18 protein-coding genes are annotated in these 20,307 nt (G+C 46.9%); 1 reads left to right on the plus strand and 17 read right to left on the minus strand.

From position 1 onward, the window contains the following. The 16 genes from rodA to RIG68_RS21295 form a co-directional block, all read right to left on the minus strand. A partial coding sequence (gene rodA, locus RIG68_RS21220) for a rod shape-determining protein RodA (RefSeq protein WP_350126934.1) occupies positions 1-1,216 on the minus strand: 1,216 nt, incomplete at its 3' end. Continuing rightward, complete coding sequence (locus tag RIG68_RS21225) at positions 1,185-3,017, minus strand: peptidoglycan D,D-transpeptidase FtsI family protein (RefSeq protein WP_350126937.1); 1,833 nt, start codon at positions 3,015-3,017, stop codon at positions 1,185-1,187. The genes rodA and RIG68_RS21225, both read right to left, overlap by 32 nt. After that, complete coding sequence (locus RIG68_RS21230) at positions 3,014-3,538, minus strand: rod shape-determining protein MreD (RefSeq protein WP_152001379.1); 525 nt, start codon at positions 3,536-3,538, stop codon at positions 3,014-3,016. Before RIG68_RS21230 ends, RIG68_RS21225 begins: the two co-directional genes overlap by 4 nt. Further along, entirely contained in the window at positions 3,531-4,373 is an 843-nt protein-coding gene (gene mreC / locus RIG68_RS21235; protein WP_350091936.1) for a rod shape-determining protein MreC, read from the minus strand. Before mreC ends, RIG68_RS21230 begins: the two co-directional genes overlap by 8 nt. Before the next feature lie 7 nt (positions 4,374-4,380). Next, complete coding sequence (locus tag RIG68_RS21240) at positions 4,381-5,409, minus strand: rod shape-determining protein (RefSeq protein WP_152001377.1); 1,029 nt, start codon at positions 5,407-5,409, stop codon at positions 4,381-4,383. Positions 5,410-5,495: 86 nt separating this feature from the next. Then, positions 5,496-7,022, minus strand: coding sequence for a bifunctional phosphoribosylaminoimidazolecarboxamide formyltransferase/IMP cyclohydrolase (gene purH, locus RIG68_RS21245; RefSeq protein WP_350126940.1), 1,527 nt, complete (start codon positions 7,020-7,022; stop codon positions 5,496-5,498). An 83-nt stretch (positions 7,023-7,105) separates the two neighbouring features. Next, entirely contained in the window at positions 7,106-7,675 is a 570-nt protein-coding gene (gene purN, locus RIG68_RS21250; protein WP_350072577.1) for a phosphoribosylglycinamide formyltransferase, read from the minus strand. Positions 7,676-7,680: 5 nt separating this feature from the next. Further along, complete coding sequence (locus RIG68_RS21255) at positions 7,681-8,562, minus strand: geranylgeranylglycerol-phosphate geranylgeranyltransferase (protein WP_350126941.1); 882 nt, start codon at positions 8,560-8,562, stop codon at positions 7,681-7,683. 48 nt (positions 8,563-8,610) lie between these two features. Then, on the minus strand, positions 8,611-9,414 hold the full coding sequence (locus tag RIG68_RS21260; RefSeq protein WP_350126943.1) for a Rossmann-like and DUF2520 domain-containing protein: 804 nt from the start codon (positions 9,412-9,414) through the stop codon (positions 8,611-8,613). Next, positions 9,414-10,706 (minus strand): aminotransferase class V-fold PLP-dependent enzyme, encoded by a 1,293-nt coding sequence (locus RIG68_RS21265; protein WP_350126945.1) that lies wholly within the window; start codon positions 10,704-10,706, stop codon positions 9,414-9,416. Before RIG68_RS21265 ends, RIG68_RS21260 begins: the two co-directional genes overlap by 1 nt. 71 nt (positions 10,707-10,777) lie before the next feature. After that, entirely contained in the window at positions 10,778-13,312 is a 2,535-nt protein-coding gene (locus tag RIG68_RS21270; protein ID WP_350126948.1) for a heme lyase CcmF/NrfE family subunit, read from the minus strand. A 13-nt stretch (positions 13,313-13,325) separates the two neighbouring features. Beyond that, complete coding sequence (locus tag RIG68_RS21275; RefSeq protein WP_350126950.1) at positions 13,326-13,742, minus strand: cytochrome c maturation protein CcmE domain-containing protein; 417 nt, start codon at positions 13,740-13,742, stop codon at positions 13,326-13,328. Positions 13,743-13,775: 33 nt separating this feature from the next. Beyond that, the gene (locus RIG68_RS21280) at positions 13,776-14,045 is read right to left on the minus strand and encodes a CcmD family protein (RefSeq protein WP_350126952.1); all 270 of its coding nucleotides are present in this window, start codon (positions 14,043-14,045) and stop codon (positions 13,776-13,778) included. 1 nt (position 14,046) lies between these two features. Then, complete coding sequence (gene ccsA / locus RIG68_RS21285) at positions 14,047-14,706, minus strand: cytochrome c biogenesis protein CcsA (protein ID WP_416868199.1); 660 nt, start codon at positions 14,704-14,706, stop codon at positions 14,047-14,049. A gap of 13 nt (positions 14,707-14,719) precedes the next feature. Then, positions 14,720-15,388 carry a heme exporter protein CcmB gene (locus RIG68_RS21290; RefSeq protein WP_350126954.1) on the minus strand — a complete coding sequence of 223 codons (669 nt, stop codon included), beginning with the start codon at positions 15,386-15,388 and terminating at the stop codon, positions 14,720-14,722. A 180-nt stretch (positions 15,389-15,568) separates the two neighbouring features. Further along, positions 15,569-18,370 (minus strand): DUF7133 domain-containing protein, encoded by a 2,802-nt coding sequence (locus RIG68_RS21295; RefSeq protein WP_350126957.1) that lies wholly within the window; start codon positions 18,368-18,370, stop codon positions 15,569-15,571. Positions 18,371-18,599: 229 nt separating this feature from the next. Between RIG68_RS21295 and RIG68_RS21300 the strand changes: the two genes are divergently transcribed. Next, positions 18,600-19,490 carry a sugar phosphate isomerase/epimerase family protein gene (locus RIG68_RS21300; protein WP_350126960.1) on the plus strand — a complete coding sequence of 297 codons (891 nt, stop codon included), beginning with the start codon at positions 18,600-18,602 and terminating at the stop codon, positions 19,488-19,490. A gap of 414 nt (positions 19,491-19,904) precedes the next feature. Here the strand turns inward: RIG68_RS21300 and RIG68_RS21305 are convergent, their stop codons facing one another. Further along, positions 19,905-20,135 (minus strand): hypothetical protein, encoded by a 231-nt coding sequence (locus RIG68_RS21305; RefSeq protein WP_350126963.1) that lies wholly within the window; start codon positions 20,133-20,135, stop codon positions 19,905-19,907. Between the last annotated feature and the right edge of the window lie 172 nt (positions 20,136-20,307).

A 20,307-nucleotide genomic window follows, 5' to 3' on the forward strand; every position in this document is an offset into this window, starting at 1 on the left:
TGGTGAATGCCCAAAGTGAGGAACCGCCATAGCTGAAAAAAGGCAGTGGAATGCCAATAACAGGAAACAGCCCGATGGTCATGGCAATGTTAAAGGCAAAGTGAAAGAACAAAATGGACGCTACCCCGTAACCATATACCCGGGCAAATTTGGATTTTTGGCGTTCAGCTAGCTGAGTAATTCGCAGGAGCAGCGCTAGAAAAGCGGCGATCAAAATAAGTCCACCAAACCAGCCGTGCTCCTCTCCAACAGTACAAAAGATATTGTCCGTGCTCTGGTCTGGCACAAAGTTGAACTTCGTTTGTGTGCCTTGCAGGTAGCCCTTACCAAACAGGCCCCCTGAACCAATGGCGATCTTAGACTGAGTCACCTGCCAGCCAGCGCCGAGTGGATCAGCGTTCGGGTCGATGAGCTGCATCACCCGCTTTTGCTGGTGGGGCTTCAGCACTTTGTTCATAATAAAGTCGACACTCTGAACAAAGCCAAACATGAACACAGTCGACACGATGACAACGCCAATTTTTTTGATATTTCTGCCAGACAATGCCGCAGCCAAAAGACCGAGCGTTAAGAGCCCGATAATGAGCACCAGCTTATTCACCAGCAGTGTAAGAATGAAAAGGAGCACGAAGGCAAAGCCAATCATGAAGAAGACAGGGCTTAGCCCTTCCCTGTAAAGCACAATGATAAAGCAGGCAAACACCATGGCAGTTCCGGTGTCGCCCTGCAACAAAATCAGAGCAGCTGGCACGGCAATAATGCCGAGGCTCATCAGTTGGGTGCTGATTTTCTCGAACTTGATTGTTGGCTGGCTGAGGAACTTTGCCAGCGCCAGTGCAGTCGCAAATTTTGCAAACTCCGAAGGCTGGATGCCAAAAGCACCTATGCCAAACCACGATTTGGAGCCCTTCACCTCGGAGCCGAAAATAAGCACGCTGACAAGCATGACCACAATGACACCCAGCACAATGAAGGCAAATGAGTCGTAAAACCTGAAATCGATAATGCTTATGACGAGGATAATTAGGACGCTGGTACTGATCCAAATTAGCTGGCGGCCTGAGTTGATGCTGAAATCAAAGATGCTGGCGCCGAGTTCATCATCGTACACAGCTGCATATATGTTCAACCACCCCAGGAGCACAAGGAGGAAGTACAGAGAGACTGCGAGCCAGTCAAACTGGTTAGAGGTTAAACTTAGCCTTCTCGTCCGCATCTAGAAAATCTCCTTTTAGTACATAGGGTTCCATCCTCAATTTTGCTTTTTCTCCCTTGAGGTATTTTTCGATAATTAGCCCAGAAATAGCAGCAGCGGCTCTTGCGCCCTGGCCTGCGTTCTCTACGTACACTGACACAGCAATCCGTGGGTTATCCATCGGCGCAAAAGCGATGAAGGCCGAGTGATCGGGGCTATTGGCATTTTGTACGGTACCGGTCTTACCACAAACGATGATATCGTCCAGTTTGGCTCTGTATTGGCCAGTGCCGTGTTCTACTACGTTATGCATGGCTTCAACAGCAATATCAAAGTATTCGGGATTGATACCGGTGTGGTGCTGCACTTCATATTCCGGCCTTGGCTTGCCTGTGTCGCTTATCGCTTTTATGAGGTGAGGGGTATAGTAGTAACCACGATTGGCCACGGTGGCAGTAAAATTTGCCATTTGCAGCGGAACGACCAGGTTCTCTCCCTCGCCTATGGCAATGGAATAGATGTTAGAATATTTCCAGGGTTGATTGTTATAAGCCCTGTCGTAGTAAGCTACGTTGGGCACCATACCACCTTTTTCATTGGGTAAATCTATTCCCAGTGTGCTGCCAAAACCAAAGTTGGCTACTCTGCCCCGCCATTTCTCAAGCCCAATTCGGGTATCTTCGTAGGTATCCCTGGAGACATCCTGATTCACTACCCGCTTCAACACCTGATGAAAATACGGATTGCAAGACATGGTGATGGCCCCCAGCAAATTCTCAGATGGGCCATGATAATGGCAACCAATCACACTCTGGTTGCAGGCGATCACCGTGTTGGGGGTAATCACTCCTTCCTGCAAGCCGATCATGGCCTGCATGATTTTAAAAACTGAGCCGGGTCGGTACATTGCCATCAGGGGCCTGTTAAAAAGGGGAACCAGACTGTCTTGGGAAAGCTTTGTAAAGTTGGTGCCAAAATCCCTGCCGCTCAACACCGCCGGATCGTACGACGGACCAGACACAAAAACCAGGATTTCCCCAGTGGCTGGCTCAATGGCTACAATGCTTCCCACTTTTCCTGCCAATAGCTTTTCTGCATATTGCTGAAGCTCAATGTCCAGGGTTGTGGTAATGTTTTCGCCAGGAATACTTAATGTGTCGTATAACCCGTCTTTGAAGCTCCCCTTATCAACCCCACGAACGTTAACAAGTTTGTACTTCACACCTCTTTTGCCTCTCAGTTCTCTCTCATACGACAACTCGAGGCCGCTGATGCCGATGTGGTCTCCCTGGCTATAGTAACCAGTGCGGTCAGCGTCAAGTTGCCTTTTGCTAATTTCACCAGTATAGCCCAGGGCGTTGGCGGCGCTTTTTGTGGTGTAGCCCCGCACTGTTCTGGCCGACACATAAAATCCGGGAAAGTCGATGAGGTAGTCCTGTGTTTTCGCAAATTCTTCCGGCGACAGAAGGTTCACAATTTTTGATGCCTTGATGGGGCTGTATTTTCTCGCTGCATTTAGCCGTTCGATCAAGTCAGCTTTGGATATATTGAACAGGCGACAGAACTTGGCGGTATCGAGGTTTTCGATTTCCTTGGGCACACCCAGAATATCATACACCGGGCTGTTGTACACCAGCAGTTTGCCATTGCGGTCATACACTTCGCCCCTGTACGGATACTCAATTACTTTTTGAATGATGTTACTATCAGCAGCACTTTTGTAGCTGGTGTCAACTATCTGGATAATGAACAGCCTGACCAGTAGTATAACACCCACCAGCACCATTCCAGTTTGGATATATAGTTTTCTGCTATCGTTCATAGCCGGCTACCTTTCTGAGGCATTCTTATATATAGTATGATCAAGCTCACCACAAGTGTGAAAATTGAACTCATAGTTGCTTTACCTAAAGTTACCCAAAACATCCCCAGATTTCCTGCTTCTATAAAGAAAAGCGCTACATGATGGATAAAGATCAGAGGAATAAAATAGGATAGTACCCATCCCCAACCCAGCTCGGCAGCCGATATTTGCGTTCCAGCGTCGTACCCACCGCCTGGAGTTAGTATTCTGATCAGCCCCGGTCGCAAGTACATTACTAACACAGCACTGGCCGCATGAATTCCAGGCGTGTCATAAAAAGTGTCAATTGAGATTCCGTACAAAAAACCAGTAGCCATTAATGCTATGGCAGATACCTCAAGAGGAATAAGAAGCAAGGGTAGGATATAGATGAAGCAAGATGAATAGTTGCCCAAAATGAGGTTTTTGAGAACAGTCACCTGGAGTAATCCAAGAATAATAAATGCGGCAGCCAGACTTATGTAATTGCTTCTATTCATAATCTGGAATAGTTACTTGTTCGAGTGAGTCTTTTTCTTCGGCCAACAGATTTTTCACTACATACACGTATCTGAGACTGTAGAAGTCGGTAGCGAGCTTCACCTTAACTGTGTAAAACGTGGCGTCATCAGAAATAGTAAATTCTGAGATGGTACCTGCCTGATAGCCTTCCGGGAAAATGGTATTGAATCCGGAGGTAACAATGGTGTCTCCCACCTGGAGGTTTACATGTCGGGGGACGTATTGCAGATCAGCGTAAAGGGCATCTCCCGATGTCCAGCGCAAAGTGCCGTACACCTGATTTCGTTTGACGGCCGTGGATATCAAAAACTCAGTGTGCAGCAGCGAAATCACCGATGAAAAATGCTTCGAAGAATATTTTACTTTGCCCACAATTCCCTGGGGGCCTACCACACCCATACCCGGGACTATACCGTCATCCGACCCCTTGTTGATTGTAAGATAGTTGTTGACCCTTCTAGTGGAATTATTGATGACTTTGGCAGCCAACATTTCATATACATAATTAGATGAGTCTATTGAAACTGAGTCAACCCTGATCGGGTCTATTCCTTTGGGGGGTTGATTCAACAACATTTCGTGCAGTTGGCGGTTTTCTTCAGCCAGTTGTGCGTTTACCTTACCCAGAGAGAAGTAGTCAGATACATTAGATGAAACGCTCAGCACATTGGCGGCCAGCCGGTTGGACGAGTTGAAAAACTTCGCCCCCAAATAGCTTCTGTCGTTTAAGACCAGCCAAAAACTTATTACCTCTAAAAACAGAAAGGTTAGAAAAGCCCTATTTCGGTAGAGAAATTGGAATAATGAATACATTCAATGGTTAGGTCATCAAAACCGCTTTGTATGCATTAAGATTTTTCAAGGCAAGGCCGGTTCCTCGCACAACAGCTCTTAATGGATCATCTGCAATGTGGATCGGAAGTTTAGTTTTCATGGCCAGGCGCTTGTCGAGACCTCTCAGCAGCGCACCGCCACCCGTCAAATGAATGCCGTTGTCATAGATGTCCGCAGAAAGCTCCGGAGGGGAAATTTCCAAAGCTTTGAGTACGGCTTCTTCTATTTTCGATACAGACTTGTCGATGGCGAAAGCGATTTCAGAATAGGAAATCTTGATCACTTTTGGAATGCCCGTCATCAAGTCACGGCCTCTGATTTCAAAATCTTCGGGCCCTTCGTCGAGTTCAGTAAGGGCCGAGCCAACTTCGATCTTTACTCTCTCAGCGGTACGCTCACCAATCAGCAGGTTGTGCTGGCGGCGCATATAGTCGAGAATGTCTTTGTTGAAGGTGTCGCCGGCTACCCGGATCGACTGGTCGCACACAATGCCCGAAAGTGCGATGACAGCAATCTCTGTTGTACCACCTCCGATGTCCACTATCATGGAACCAACAGGTCTTTCGATGTCGATGCCAATACCGATGGCCGCAGCTATCGGCTCCGGAATCATGTAAACCTCTTTGGCACCGGCGTGCTCAGCGGAGTCACGTACCGCTCTTTTTTCCACTTCAGTAATGCCGGACGGGATGCAAATAACCATCCTGTGGGAGCTTGGGAAAAAGGACTTTCCACCCTGATGGATCATTTTGATCATGCCTCTGATCATGTGCTCAGCAGCATGGAAGTCGGCAATCACGCCGTCTTTTAGTGGACGGATAGTCTTGATGTTTTCGTGGGTTTTTTCATGCATTTGCATGGCCTCACGTCCTATCGCTAATACCTTGTTGGTGTTTTTGTCAATGGCAATAATCGAGGGCTCGTCAACTACAATTTTGTCCTTATGAATGATAAGGGTGTTGGCAGTGCCCAAGTCTATGGCTATATCGCTGGAGAAAAAATCTAAGAATCCCATTGTTTATTTTAATTCGCTCAATTACGCTGAAAACGTGTCGAAAATACAAATTTGAGACTAATAATCTCGTTGTGTTTTAATATTAATCAATGTTTGAAATGGCGATACCCGGTAAACACCATAGACAAGCCATGTTGGTCGCAATAGTCGATCGATGCTTGGTCCTTGATAGAACCACCTGGCTGAATAACCGACACAATGCCTGCCTTGTCCGCAATCTCTACACAGTCGGGAAAAGGAAAGAAAGCATCCGACGCCATAACTGCCCCCTTTAGGTCAAACCCAAAGCTCTTTGCTTTTTCAATGGCCTGGTTCAGTGAATCAACCCTGGACGTTTGTCCAACCCCGCTAGCCAGTAGCTGGTTCCCTTTTGCCAAGACAATTGTGTTTGACTTTGTGTGCTTGGCGAGCTTGCTGGCAAACAGCAACGCATCAATTTGCTCACCAGTGGGCTCGGCCTTTGTCACAACCTTAAGGTCCTTTTTGCCATCGGTATGCAGGTCACGATCCTGCACAAGTACGCCATTCAAAATGGTTTTTGCTTGCTTCTTTGTGTCTATGCCCGCCTTCTGCTGCATGATGATCCTGTTCTTCTTTGATTTTAGAAGTTCTAAAGCTGCGTCGTCATATGCAGGAGCAATTAATACCTCAAAAAACAACTTATTCAGTTCCTCTGCCGTTTCCAGATCAATTTTTTTATTAGTTGCCAGCACACCGCCAAAGGCAGAAACTGTGTCGGCTTCAAAAGCTTTGAGGTAAGCATCTTTTACCGTTGAGGCCACAGCCACACCACAAGCGTTGGTGTGCTTGATGATAATAAAGGCTGTTTCTTTGGGAAATTCTTCCACAAGCGAAACAGCGGCATCAATATCCACCAGGTTGTTGTATGAGAGCTCTTTACCATTGAGCTGATCAAACATTTTGGCCATGTCGCCAAAGAAAACGCCCTTTTGGTGAGGGTTTTCGCCGTATCTCAGAGTAGTGGCTTCGTCTTCCGCTATTCGCAACGATGGAATTTCGCCGTCCTGATTGAAGTAGTTGAATATAGCCGTATCATAACCCGAGCTTATTCTGAAGGCATGGGCAGCAAATTTCTTTCTGTCAGTTTCGGAGGTCTCACCCTTCTTCTCTTCAAGCAGGGTGCTCAGGCTTGGATAAAGGTCTCTCGACGCCACTATGGTAACGTCGTGGAAGTTTTTGGCCGCCGCCCTGATGAGCGAAATGCCTCCAATATCAATTTTTTCTATGATTTCCTCTGAGGTTCCGCCTGCTGCCACTGTTTCTTCAAATGGATACAGGTCAACAATGACCAAATCGATAGATGGAATTTCAAATTTTCCGGCCTCTTCAATATCAGAATAGTTGCCTCGGCGGTAGAGAATGCCGCCAAATATTTTTGGATGGAGCGTTTTTACCCTGCCCCCGAAGATTGACGGGTAGGCTGTAAGCGACTCAACTGGTGTCACTTTTATGCCAAGCTTTTCAATGAATGATTGGGTGCCTCCGGTGGAGTATAACTTTACACCCAGCGAGTGAAGTTGACGGATAATTGGCTCAAGGCCGTCCTTGTAATAAACTGATATTAAAGCAGAAGTGATTTTTTTTTGGCTCATTTACGGCTAGGAAAATTAAGGTGCAAAGCTAATAAAATTTGCCTGCGTGAGGCATTGTTAGGTTGAAAAAAACCCTGTGTTTTTTACTGAATCACCTGATCGTGTATTACTTGAGGAAAATAGGCGTATTCAAGCTGATGAATTTTGGCAGCCAGGCTTTGCGGCGTTTCGTCCTTTTCAATATCGCATGATGCCTGGAAGAGGATTTTGCCTTCATCATATTTTTCATTCACCAAATGGATAGTAATGCCGCTGTCCTTTTCACCTGCCTGAATTACGGCCTGGTGAACTCTGTCGCCATACATGCCTTTGCCACCGAACTTGGGCAGCAGTGCCGGGTGTATGTTGATAATTTTGGCAGGGAAAGCTTTAATGAGATTGTCAGGAATAAGCCAAAGGAATCCAGCTAGAACCACCCAGTCAACGCTGTGAGCTTTTAGTACTTCCAGCACATTATTGTTTTCGTAAAAGTCAGGTCTCGAAAAAACATGAGAAGGAATTCCCAGGTTTTTGGCTCGTTCAAGCACTCCCGCATCCTTTTTGTTTGACAGGATGAGCTTAACGGCTACGTCGTTGTTGCCTTTGAAGTGGTTGACAATGTTTTCTGCGTTTGTCCCACTTCCAGAGGCAAATATGGCCAGGTTCTTTTTCATGATTTTTAATTGGCGGCAAAGAAAGCCATACTGATGATACCACTCAATATAAACAGCTTACAAAAGGTACTCAGGTTGGCAAATTTGTCTTTGGTGTCGGCTCGCAAGAAATATAGGATAAAGAGAGCGGCCGGAATAATCATCACCATGAAGTAGGTATTGAGCACTTCGTTTTTTGCTTTGAAAACGAAGTAGAATATGCTTGCAACGAAAACGATAAGGAGGAGCAAAACGAACTGCTTTGTTTTGCGAATGCCCCACACAATGGGAAGAGTTTTGCAACCAAATGTTTCGTCACCTTTCAGATCTTCCATGTCTTTGATGATTTCCCTGACGAGCGTAATGCCAAAGGCAAAGTAAGCATAGGTGAAAATCAGCCAGTTTTTTTCTCCGAAGAGAACCGCTACCACGAGAACCGACACGCCAGTGAGTAATGCAATGCTGAAGTTACCAACAAAGGGAAGTCGCTTGAGTTGGTTGGAATAGAGCCACAATGTGAACGCAGAGAAACAGTGGATGAGCCCGATCCAGGGAGATAGGAAAAAGCCGATGAGTATGCCGACCAGGTTAAGCCCCAGCTGCCAGATCATGGCAATTCTTCGTTTCAATATTCTACCCACAATTACCCGCTCGGGTTTGTTGATGTAGTCGATTTTTACATCGTAGTAGTCGTTGATGATGTAGCCAGCCGCTGCAAGCATGAGTGTAGAGCTGGTGAGCCAAAACAAGCCTGGGTGGGTGAAAATGGCCCATAAACCGTGTGTGGAGGTCGTAAGAAAGAGGGCCGTCATGTATTGAGTGAGGGCAATAATAAGCAGGTTAGGAAACCTTGTCAGCCTAAAAAGACCGGTGAATGAGAAATTCCTGGGCCGGGACGACTTTGCCATTTTCTCCAATTAAGGTTCAAAGAAAGTGCAGAACCGCTGGATTTCAAACTACACGTCCGACTCATATTTGCTGTCGATGATTTCCTGAGAAATCATGCGGTACATTCTTTGCAGCGATTCATCATCGGCTAGAAGTAAGGTCTGAGCATCGATAGTAGTGAAATCTTCTCTTGCTGCCGGGCCGGTTTGCGCATTTTCAGGCCCGATTTCAAAAGCTTTTCGAATAGTTTCCACCACAAGAGGTTTCAGTATATCCAGAGAAATGTCGTCTTTTTCAAGCACCCGCTCGGCCGACCTCAGCATAAAATTGGTGAAGTTGCTGGCAAACACGGCCGCCACGTGCAGGTTCTTCCTTTCTTCCTCTTCCATGAACACCGGCTCTGAGCCAAGAGAAGCCACTACACGGTTAAGGATTTCCAGTGTGTGATCGTTGGAGCCTTCTATAATAATCGGAAGCTGTGAAAAGCTGATGGCTGCACCATGGCTAAAGCTCTGAAGCGGCCACAATACACCAAAGTTTTCGGCGGCAGTCACTTCCAGGATGCTCATGGGTGTGGCGCCGGACGTATGAACAACGATGGCCTCATCGGGGAGCACAATTTCTGTGGCTACCTGCTCTATGGCTTCGTCGGGCACGGCGATAACGAAGAGGTTGCAGTCGCTGTCCGAAAAATCGAGGCTGTTGACCAGTTGACTTGAATAGAGGTTATAGGCCAGCTTCTCAGCCGATTTCTGAGAAGGATTGAAAATTTCTGAAATCCGGTGGCCGCCTTTTTCCAGGGCCATTGCCAGCTGTGTGCCAAGCCTGCCCGAACCGATAAGAGCTACTCTGAAGGAAAATCGTTCTGCCATTAACTGTCCGCTATTTTGTGTATTGCGGCAGCTAATTTATCTAATTCACTGGTAAGTGTATACACGTGTGGCGTTACTCTCACTCCTTTGATGTTTTCCCATACGATGCCCACCACGTGGATTTTGTAGTCATTGAACAACCGGGTGGCGATTTCCCCAGGCTCCTTGCCCTCGATGGTGAAGTTGCCAAGGGCACAGCTAAAGTCAGCTTTGAGCGAAATGTTGAGTTTGACTTTCGGGTGGTCTTTTACCTTTTCGCACCAGTAATTTTTGAGGTACCTCAGCCTTTCTTCTTTTCTTTTTGGGCCAATGGCATTGTGAAAATCGATTGCCTGGCCAATGGCCTGCTCCGGAGCAAAGGAACGGGTGCCAAGCGATTCAAACTTGCGAATATTATCACCCCTGGGGTTATCGTTAGTGAAAATAGGCCAGATTTCAGTGATGCGCTCTTTTCTCAGGTAAAGCATGCCGGTGCCAAATGGAGCGCAAAGCCATTTGTGGAGGCTGGTGCCATAGGCATCACAGCCAAAATCGGGTACCTTGAAATCCATATGGGCAAATGTGTGGGCACCGTCTACTAACGAGAAAATATTTCTTTTTTTTGCCTCTTCACAAAGCCTTTTCACTGGCATGATCTGCCCGTTCCAGTTGATCATGTGGGTGATGTGAAAGACTTTGGTTTTGGGAGTCACAGCATCTGTGAAAGACTTCACTACGTAGTCAGCATTTTCCGTGGGCATGTCCAGGTTGAGCCAAATCAGCTTGATGCCGTCTCTCATTTCACGCTGCTTCCAGGCATTGATCATGTTGGGATAGTCCTGCCTGGTGAGAATCACTTCATCACCCTTTTTCAAATCCATGCCGTAGATCACCGTATCCAGCGCTTCGGTGGCATTCCGGTTAATGGCGACTTCTTCAGGACTGCAACCCGCTAAACTTGCCAGTTTTTCACGTAAAGGCTCACGACCCTGGTCGAGAATGCCCCACATATAGTAGGATGGCGCTTCGTTGCTGAGGTGGTAGTAGCGATCGTTTGCTTCCTGCACCACTTTGGGCTGGGGGCTTACACCACCATTGTTGAGATTGATGATTGAGGGGGAAACAGTATAAGCCTGGCGGACTGCTGCCCACGAGAGGTTGTCTTCGGCGGCGGTAATGGGGTCGAGCGATTGCAGGGATTTCAATCCATCCGCCACTTCGAAAGAGGCTGCCTTTGCTGCCATACCTGACAAAGACAAGGCGCCGGCTGCGGCACTCATTTGCCTGAAAAATGATCTTCTGGAAGCCTTCATAGGTCGATTGATTGTTCGTCTATGAAGGTAGTAAAATTGACTTGATTGTTGAACGACTTTACTTGAATGGTTTATTCCTCCTGGCCCTTGTCTCTCATTTTGATGAACTCTACGTAGCGCCTGCGAATGGCCATGGCAAAACCGAGCACCATCACAAGTGTGCCAGTCCAAAGTACGTTGATGTAAGGCTTGACTACTGCCTCCAGAATAACCCACTCTTTTTGTGTCGTGTTGATCCCAAAAGTGAAGCTGTTGGCCTCTGGGTGGACATTAAGAAAGGTAATTTTTGAAGCAACGTCCTTCACCTCTTCTGGTATCAGGCCAATCATTCTGTCCTTTATCAAATAGATCGGCTCCACAATATAGTCTTCATCGGCGCCGCTAATAACGATTCTCGCCTTGATTGCCACATCTTCCGGCCCCAATGTCACTTGTGGAATTTCCGTTATTCTTTCAATGCCCTGCACCCTGGCCACGAAGTCGTTCACAAAAAAAGTTTCACCTACCTTTACCGTCACTTCTTCCATTTCACCCCACTCTGTCTCTGATTCAGGATCTGGAAAAGTTCTTACGTGGGTATATAAATCGGAGGTGAGTGTTCTTTTGATATCTGGAGAATAGACCTGCATTCCCATCGACTCGTTGATTTGGAATCTCGGGTATAGGGTAAATTTCTTCCCGTCACTTTTCGAATATTCAATTTCGAAGAAGCTATTTTCAGGGTTGTCGAGCACCAGTGTGTCTCCTTCGGAAAAGTATTTCTTTCCTTTCCACGTAATGTCCTTTCTTGCTACCACCTTGTGCTTATCTCCAAAGGCCTCAATGGCGCTGGTACTAACGAAGCCAGGAAAACCATCTATCTCTTTTCGCAGGCCTTTATAATTTAAAGAATAGTCTCCCATTTGCACCGCCTCATGCTGAAAAAGCAAGAGGTTCTTAGTATTCATCTCTTCTGGAAAATCCTTATTCCAAACCATTCCGGTGTTATTGATAGAAATGATTTTTGAATAGCCAGAGGAGAAGAGAACACCTACGAGCATCATTGCAATGCCAATATGCGCCACGGCACCACCTGCCAGCTTAGCATTTGATTTGAGCAGCAAAAAGAGAATTTTTCCGTTGGCAACAATGGAATAGATGCCTGCAGTGAGCAAAAGGATGTAGGCCGGTTCAGTGACTTTAGCCACGACGATAATAATTCCGGAAGCCAGTAAAGAGATAACTGCAGGATAAAAGAGGGATTCTTTGAGCTTCTGTTTGTCCACTTTTTTCCACCAGAAAAACTGCCCTGTTCCCGATAGCAGAGCCAAAATCACAGCAAGCCAAATTTGCCACTTGCTGTAGAAAGCGACCTGATCAACTGGAGGTGCTACGTTGGATATGCCGCCAAACAATTCGACGATAGCATTCCACACAGGGATGGATGTAGGTATGATTACCTGAAAGGCCATTACACAAAGAGTGGCTGCCCCCATGAAGATCCAGAATTCCCTGGAGTAGGTGGATACTTCCTCATCAGAAGTTGGGATCTTGCCCCACGTTTTGGCTAAAAGCCAAATAGACAGTGCTGCAAAAGTTATCAGATAGACCAGGAGCTGGCCAGAAAGACCGAGATCAGTAAACGAATGAACAGACGAGTCTCCAAGTATGCCAGAGCGGGTAAGGAAGGTGGCATACAGCACCAAAATGAAAGTAGTAATGGACAGCACCATGGCAGCCTTCAGTGCGTTGTTGCTTTTCTTGAAGGTGATCATCGTGTGGATAGCTGCTACCAGCACCAACCAAGGCACGTAGATGGCATTCTCCACGGGATCCCAGTTCCAGTAACCGCCAAAATTGAGGGTTTCGTAGGCCCAGTAGGCACCCATCAAAATGCCAACGCCAAGTGTTACCGCTGAAAATAACGCCCAGGGCAGTGCGGGTCTGATCCACTCTTTGTATTTCCCTATCCAAAGCCCAGCCATGCAATACACAAAAGGGATGATAGTAGTAGCAAACCCAAGGAACAAAGTTGGGGGGTGAATGACCATCCAGTAGTTCTGAAGGAGAGGGTTAAGGCCAGAGCCATCTTTGGGGACGAAGTCTGGGTTGAGCTGAAAAATAGGCGCATTCATTGCCTCCCGCAGCAAGATGAACGGAGAGCTTCCAAATTTGACATTGAAAATAACGACCCCGAGGATCATTGAAAGAAGAAAGGCCTGCACAGCTGCGAAAACAGCCATGATGGGTGCTTCCCAAAACTTGTTGGTGTTGATAAGGATCGCCCCAAGAATAACATGCCAGAATGCCCAGAGCAGGAAAGAGCCTTCCTGGCCGTTCCAGAATGTGGCAATCTGATAGTATACCGGAAGCTCAGCAGAGGAGTGGCTCCAGGCATAGTGGTACTCGAAATAGTGGCTGTTGATAATGTAGAAGAGTGATGCAACAACACCAAAAACAGAAGCACCGTGAATGTAAAAGGCGATGCGTGCGTAGCTGAGCCACGAGGGCCTTGCAATTTCGTCGGAACGCTGGGCTTTCCAATATGAAAATGCGCTGATGAGAACAGAAACAAACGCTGTGATCACTAAAAAGTGACCTAAATTACCAACAAAGGTATGTATCATCTACTTTTCGGGCTTATCTGACCTCTCCAACTTTTATTTCATTCTCCTGATATTTTGAAGGGCACTTCATCAGGATTTTGTCGGCAACGAACATGTTCTTTTTGTATGAACCAACAACCACTACCTGCTCCGACCTCAGAAAGTCCATAGGCATGGGCTCGTTATAAATTACTTCTTGCTCAAGGTTGTTCTGGTCGACCATGATGAAAGAAAAAGAAAGCATATCTGGGCTGGTTTGGATGCCAACCGGCTGACCTTGTTCGTCTTTCTTCAGGGCTCCCACCACATGGATCATGCCCGAGTTCCCTTTTGCAGCCAGTTCCTGTGCTTCTCCAAAGCTCACATAGGTGCTTGCGTCACCTGCTGTGGAAACAATAACCATGACAGCCACGGCTATGATAATGATTCCGAATATGTGCGACTTTTTCATTGACTCTCTTTTTATATTTCAACTACCTAAACCTTATTTTCTGTGCAGAAATTCCTCCACCTTTTTTTCCAGCCCCGCCACTTTCATGTCCATTCTTACCACGTAGAAGGTAAATCCTCCCAATAGGGCCACCATTACTGCTACTACCACATAGATTTTCCCTTCAGCCCGGAAGCCGTCTGCCATTTCAACAGATTGATTGGCATAATCGTTTTCATCTATTTTATGTTTTTCCTGTGCCCAGAGGCTGGTTGACAAAAACATGCCTGTGGCAAGCAGTGCTATGGAAAGTGTATGCTTCATTTTATTGCTCTGTAACATGTTGAACTAATCTCATTCTGATCCTGATGGTGGCGATCCAAAAACCTATGAGCGACCAGCCAATAACTGCGGTGTAAAACACCTTCCTCAGTTTGCTATCCAGGTCATAGGCATTGAAACCTGGGTTGCCGCCGTTGCCGGGGTGCAGTGAGTCGGTAAGCCGGGGAAGGATAAACAAAAGAGGGATTAAAATGGCAAAGGCAAATATGTTGTAAACCGCACTTATCCTTGCCTTGGTGTTTTCGTCCTCTATCGATCCTCTAAGTATAAAATAGGCGAAATAGATAAGGATGCCGATGGCGGAAGCGTTTTGTTTGGGGTCGTTGCTCCAGGGCTCTCCCCAGGTAAAATTGGCCCAAATCATGCCAGTTACAATGCCCATCACACCAAATGCTACACCAACGTTGGCAAACTCCAAACTATAGATGTCGTTTTTTGGGCTGGGGTTAGAAAGGTTTTTAATGGCGTAAACTACCGAGGCCAGCAAAAGCAAAATCATACCGAACCACATGGGCACGTGAAAATGCAGCACTCTGATGGTTTCATTCAGAATCACCAGCCGGGGAACGTCAAAAAGAAGACCTGCACACACTACGTAGAGCATGAGCACAACTGCCAGGATTTTCCACCACCATTTTCTTATCAATTTATCCATATCAGCTTTTCCAGAGAAAAGGAAACAACACATAGCCCAACGCAATTCCAATGCAATCTACGGCCGCCAGCGTAATTAGTTCGTCTGATGTGTCGGCCCAAGTTAGGTCATCAATAGCATTCTTTACAGCTTTAATTGACAGCAGGAGAATGGGTATGAGCAAGGGCAGACTCAAAATGGCCATAAGTACGGTATTGTTACCAGCTTTTGAAGCAATGGCTGACATCATCGTGAGCACTGATGAGATGCCTGTGGAAGCAAGCGCCACCACTGAGGCGAACATCAGTGAGTTGATGACCGGATAGCCCAAAACCGTTCCGTATACTACCACGGCAATTACGGCCAGCACCACCATCAGCAAGCTGTTGTAAACCATTTTTGCCATAATCAGGCTTATCGGATGCACCGAAATATAGTAGTATAACTGCCTGCCGGGAGACTCCTGAAGGAAGCTCTTGGCAATGGCATTGATGGCGGAGAAAAGGATGATGATCCAAAAGAGGGCATTCCACAAATGGTCGGGAAGTCCGGCCTGATTTTTAACTCGCAGACTCAGGTAGATGATGAAAATGGTGCTGACAGTAAATAGCAGTAGGCCGTTGAAAGCATACTTTTGCCTCCATTCAAGGGTGACCTCTTTGAGGAACAGATATTTGACTTCAGCCCACATATTTTTTGGTGGCGCAAAGTTACATCAGAAAAAAGTGTTTTGGTAGCAAAACGCAGTTAAAGAGCGCTGATTTGAGGCATCAACAGGCTCCATACAAAAGTTGAGGGAAGCAATTTGATTGCCTCCCCCAACTGTCAAATCCGAAAAACTTTTTGGTAAAGAGAAAAACTGTTGATCTTTCTACTCCATAAACCCATAAAGCTTCATCTCCCGCATGGTCCAGGTGACCTCAAAGTCGACAGGGCGTCCACGGAATTCTCCATGCACGATAGAATCGGATTTTGTTAAAGTCATGCGCAGGAATTTCGTTTCTACAGGAGCTATTCTAATAGCCATTGAAGCATTGTCACCTTTCGCCTTCTCCAGCAATTTTGTCCACTGCTTGCCGTCCATCGACACTTCCAGATCATACTCTTTTGGATAGGTATGGATTGGAGGAGGTGAGCCTGGTCTCCAGCCCCGGCTGATGGGCGGCGAGGTGAAATGGATTTCGGTAATGGTGGCAGGTTTAGGCAACTGCACCTGGTACCACATGCCCGCCTGTTGGGTAATGCCTGTTGTCCAGCCTTCGAAGTTGAAGGCTCCCTTTGCCGATGCTGTACTTCCCTTTCTGGTGTTGGCAGTGTGGCTGGCAGTCATTTTCCAGTTGTCTGCTGGCGTCAAAACTTTGGGAACTGAGGCCAACAGCTCAGGGTATGTATACGACTTGGTTTGTGCTGTCGTACTTGCTCTCACTCTGGCTACGTCTTCGGCGGTAACCAGTGACGATTCATTTTCAAAATTGGCCCTGATAAACGATGCCGCTGCGGCAATCCATTCGTCATCATTGTTGCCCATGGGGGTCATCATGATACCTGTGTACGAAGTGCCTTCGATATCTCCTGTGAGGCCGTGCAGCAGAGTCTTAATCACATAGTCCGGGTGGCCCTTTACTCGCTTTGAAGCGGCCAGCGATGGTGCCATTAACTTGCCTTGCCCGCCAGGAACTCCGAGCCCCAGCGTACCATGGCAGGTAGCACACAGGCTGTTGTATATATCGGCACCTTTTTCAAGCAGCACCTGCTCTTTTTCCGAATAGTTGGGGTTGTTGCGCCCAAAGAATGAATTAACTACGACTGGTTCCAGTACCTGCTGCGCCACCAACTGCACACCGGCTGTTTGATCTGCGGCCATTACTGCCTTCACAGCCTCTTCCGTTCCCGGAATTTTAAGCAGCCTGCCTGTCATCATCGCCCGCATTTTCACCATGGTGTCCTCATCGTTCATCATACGTACGTAGTCAGCACCTAGGGAAGTGTCGCCTGCCTTATAGAGCGTTTCGCCCACCCACATCGCTTGGATACGCATGCGTGGATTGGAATCTTTCATCATTTCCCTGACAAGAGCAGCGTCGAGTGCGCCGATACCTTCGAGCACCCACAAAGCGTGAAAACGAGCCAAAAGGTTGTCACTTGTCTTAGCCATCTTAACTAATTCAGGGGCTACAGACTTATCCTGGCGTTGCACCAGCACCTGCTGAGCCATGTCTCTCCACCAGCCATTAGGGTGACTGAGGTACGCCAGAAGTTCCGACGATTTTTGGTCGTACATCTTTGGCTTTGTCTTGTCTCTTTGAAAATCCTGATGGCTTAACCTCCATATTCTTCCCAGCCCCACTACTTTGTCGAGTTGGTACTGCTCAATTTTCGCTCTCAGGTAAGAGCCCACCGGCGTCCATTCTCCCTCCTGAATAATGCCATGGTACATATCGGTGATGTACATGGTGCCGTCGGGGGCGGTGGTCATGTCGACCGGGCGGAAAAGTGGATCGGTGGAACGAATAAATTCGGATTTTTGATCTTGAAAGACGTTGTGTAGTGTCGTCAAACCTTCGTTAACTACTGGATTGATTTGCCTAACGATTCTTGCTACGGGCTCTCCATAGAAGTATTGGCCGTAAAGCTCCTTTGGCAGGCGGTCGCCTCTGTACACATCATTGCCAGCAGCGCCCGTCACTCTATTCAAGGTTCCCTCAGGCATTCTTACGGCTCCCATGCCTCCCTGCATATCGGCTATCTTTACGGGTGCTCCCCAGGGCACATCGAAGCCCTCTGCGTAATTCACGTCTTTTACAATATAGTCGCCGTAATGAATCGGGAATTGAAAGGACATGGGTAAACCGTTAGACCCACCCTGAAACCAGAGCTTGCCGTCATCGTCATGCGAAATTCCCCACTGGGCGTGGTTGGAGCCTGTAGCCTCTCTTATGACACCATTCGGAGTCCACCTGACTCTAAAAGGGTTCACGGTGCTGTATAACCAGTTGTCCATGCCCCAGTACAAAAATGCTTGCTGATGCTCCACATTGCCGGGGCGGCCAAAATTATCGGTAAAAAACTCTTTTTTGTCTGCCTTGCCATCATTGTCGGTGTCGGTGAACATGTACACATTGTCAGTGTTCGACTCCATGGTCAGCACACTGTTGGGACCAAAGGCCAGAACAAATCTCGGGAAAACGAGGCTGTCGACAAATGTTCCGCCTGTCTCATAAATGCCATCATGGTCTTTGTCTTCCCAGCGGGAAATGGCACTTACTGGCTCCAGGGTGCCTTCGGAATCAGCTGTGAGCATGTAGGTGCGTAGTTCCAATACATACATTCTGCCGTTGCCGTCAAAAGTGATGGCACCCGGTTGCTGTATTTGCGGCTCTGTTAAAATCGGTTCAAGGCTGTAGCCCGGCTGAAGCAAGAACCTGGCCTTTTCTCCATTCACGGGCAATGGTATCACAGGTTTCTTCGGCTCAAGGTCAATGCCTTGCCAATAGGCGTTGGTGGTATCGGCTCCTTCCGGTAACTGTACAACGGGAAGGTTGATTGTATCCTGAGGAGTGCTTAGCTGAGGAGTTTTATCGAACTGCTTTTCTGACGGAGAGCAGGAGAAAATCGAAAGGGAGATAAAAAAAGCAGCCCCCGCACGGAGCCAGTCACTTGATGTAGTTCTCATAGGGTAAAAGTAAAATGTAGTATTTACAAGGTTGGAATTTAACCATTATCATGGCGCATTCCCATTGACTTAGTTTTCACTGGTTAGTTTTCTCACATAATGCCACCCCATTTTGATACAAATGGAGTTCCCGGTAAAACCGTTTGGTGCAATTACTGGTGGAAAACGTGTTGTACATTCCTTAAATTAAGGCTAATATGAACATGTGAATCACCCTAAATAAAAAAATATGAACAAGACGATAACCCGTTTCTCTAAAAGAACGATTTTGTTGCTGGTGCTGGCCCTTTTGGCGGGCTCTTCGGCGACAATGGCCCAGGAAATTGGCATTCAGATGGGTAGCATGAGAGAGCTCATGAAAGTAGATGTGGAAAAGACGCTGGCCCGGCTGAAAGAGCTCGGGGTCAAAGAGCTTGAAGGAGGCACTCCACGTGGCATTGATAAAGAGGCGTATAAAAAGCTACTCGAAAAATACGGGCTCAAAGTAGTAGCAGTTGGTAGCAACTTCGACGCACTGCAAAAACCAGATGAGCTTCAGGCAATCATCGATAATGCGAAGTTTTACAATGCTAAATTTGTGCTCTGCTACTGGATTCCCCATACTGAGGAAAAGATGACCCTTGAGGAGATGAAGAAGGGGGTGGAGGTGTTCAATGCGGCGGGAAAAACCCTGAAGGAAAACGGCCTGACCTTCGCCTATCATGCCCATGGTTACGAGTTTGTTGACTACGAAGGAGGCAATGGCACCTTGTACGAGTATTTTATGGACAATACCAACCCGGAATATGTCACCGTTCAAATGGACGTGTTTTGGATGCGCAACCCTGGACAAAACCCTGCTGCGTTGCTGAGAAAATACCCTACCCGCTTTACTTCACTACATTTGAAGGACAGGAAGCCAGGAAGCAAAGACAACCTGCAGGGCCGTCAGGATCCTGAAACCAACGTAGTGCTGGGCCAGGGCGATGTTGGCATTGCCGAGGCCATGGAAGCTGCTATGGAGATAGGTATCAAGCATTACTTTATTGAGGATGAGTCGTCCAGAGCCCTAAAGCAGGTGCCTCAAAGCCTCGACTACCTGGCTTCGCTGAAGACGAAAAAGGGTAAGAAAAAGAAATAGACAGTCATGAGAAGAGCCATGTTTTCATTGGCACTTTTGTGTCTGTTCAATGTCGTCGAAAAAACAAAATTTGGTTTTTTTGAGACAGACTTCTAGCCGTACCATCTTGGAATTCCCCGGAGGCCAACCCTCCGGGGTTTAAACTTTAAAGTCATGTACATTGAAGTAATTTCACGGGCATGTCAAATACCAAACCCCGACCCCTTTCTTTGCTTGTCCCAATGGGCGAGCAAGAACTTGCCAAGCAGGTGGAGCATGCTAAACCGCTCTGCCACGTCATACTTCCTTCTCATTGATTTCCATCCATTCACTAATTCCTTCGTATTCCGCCCATTGACGGATCAAGACTAGCTTCTTATGATACACTTCTTTGCGGATCCACCAGTACAATGAAAAGTAGTCGGGCTCAAACTCTCAATAGTCATAGACAAAGTTTCCCTTGCCTAGCAATGATTCAATCTTGCCGGTCAACTCTGGCACAAATTCACCTTTTTCCATTATTTCATATCCCAACTCAATAAGTTCATCGGGCGTCATATCCTTTCGGTAGCTAAGAAATGCATCACCTGCGTAAAAATGCGACTTTACCTGGTTATGGAAGTAAAAGGCCTGGTAAATATATGTGCCTTTCCGGTCATTTTTCATGGCCTTATAGTCTTGCTCTGTCACTTTTTACTCGTGCCATTAGTAGGAATCAGACATGTAATATTCCGAAAATATTGTTTTTGCTGGCAATCAGGATGAACTTACCAAAGTATCGCATCAATTGAATAGTTAAAACACGGTATTTCTCTGTCTGTGGAGTGCTATAACGGAT

Source organism: Imperialibacter sp. (assembly GCF_040222385.1).
In the GTDB taxonomy this organism is placed as follows: Bacteria; Bacteroidota; Bacteroidia; order Cytophagales; family Cyclobacteriaceae; genus Imperialibacter.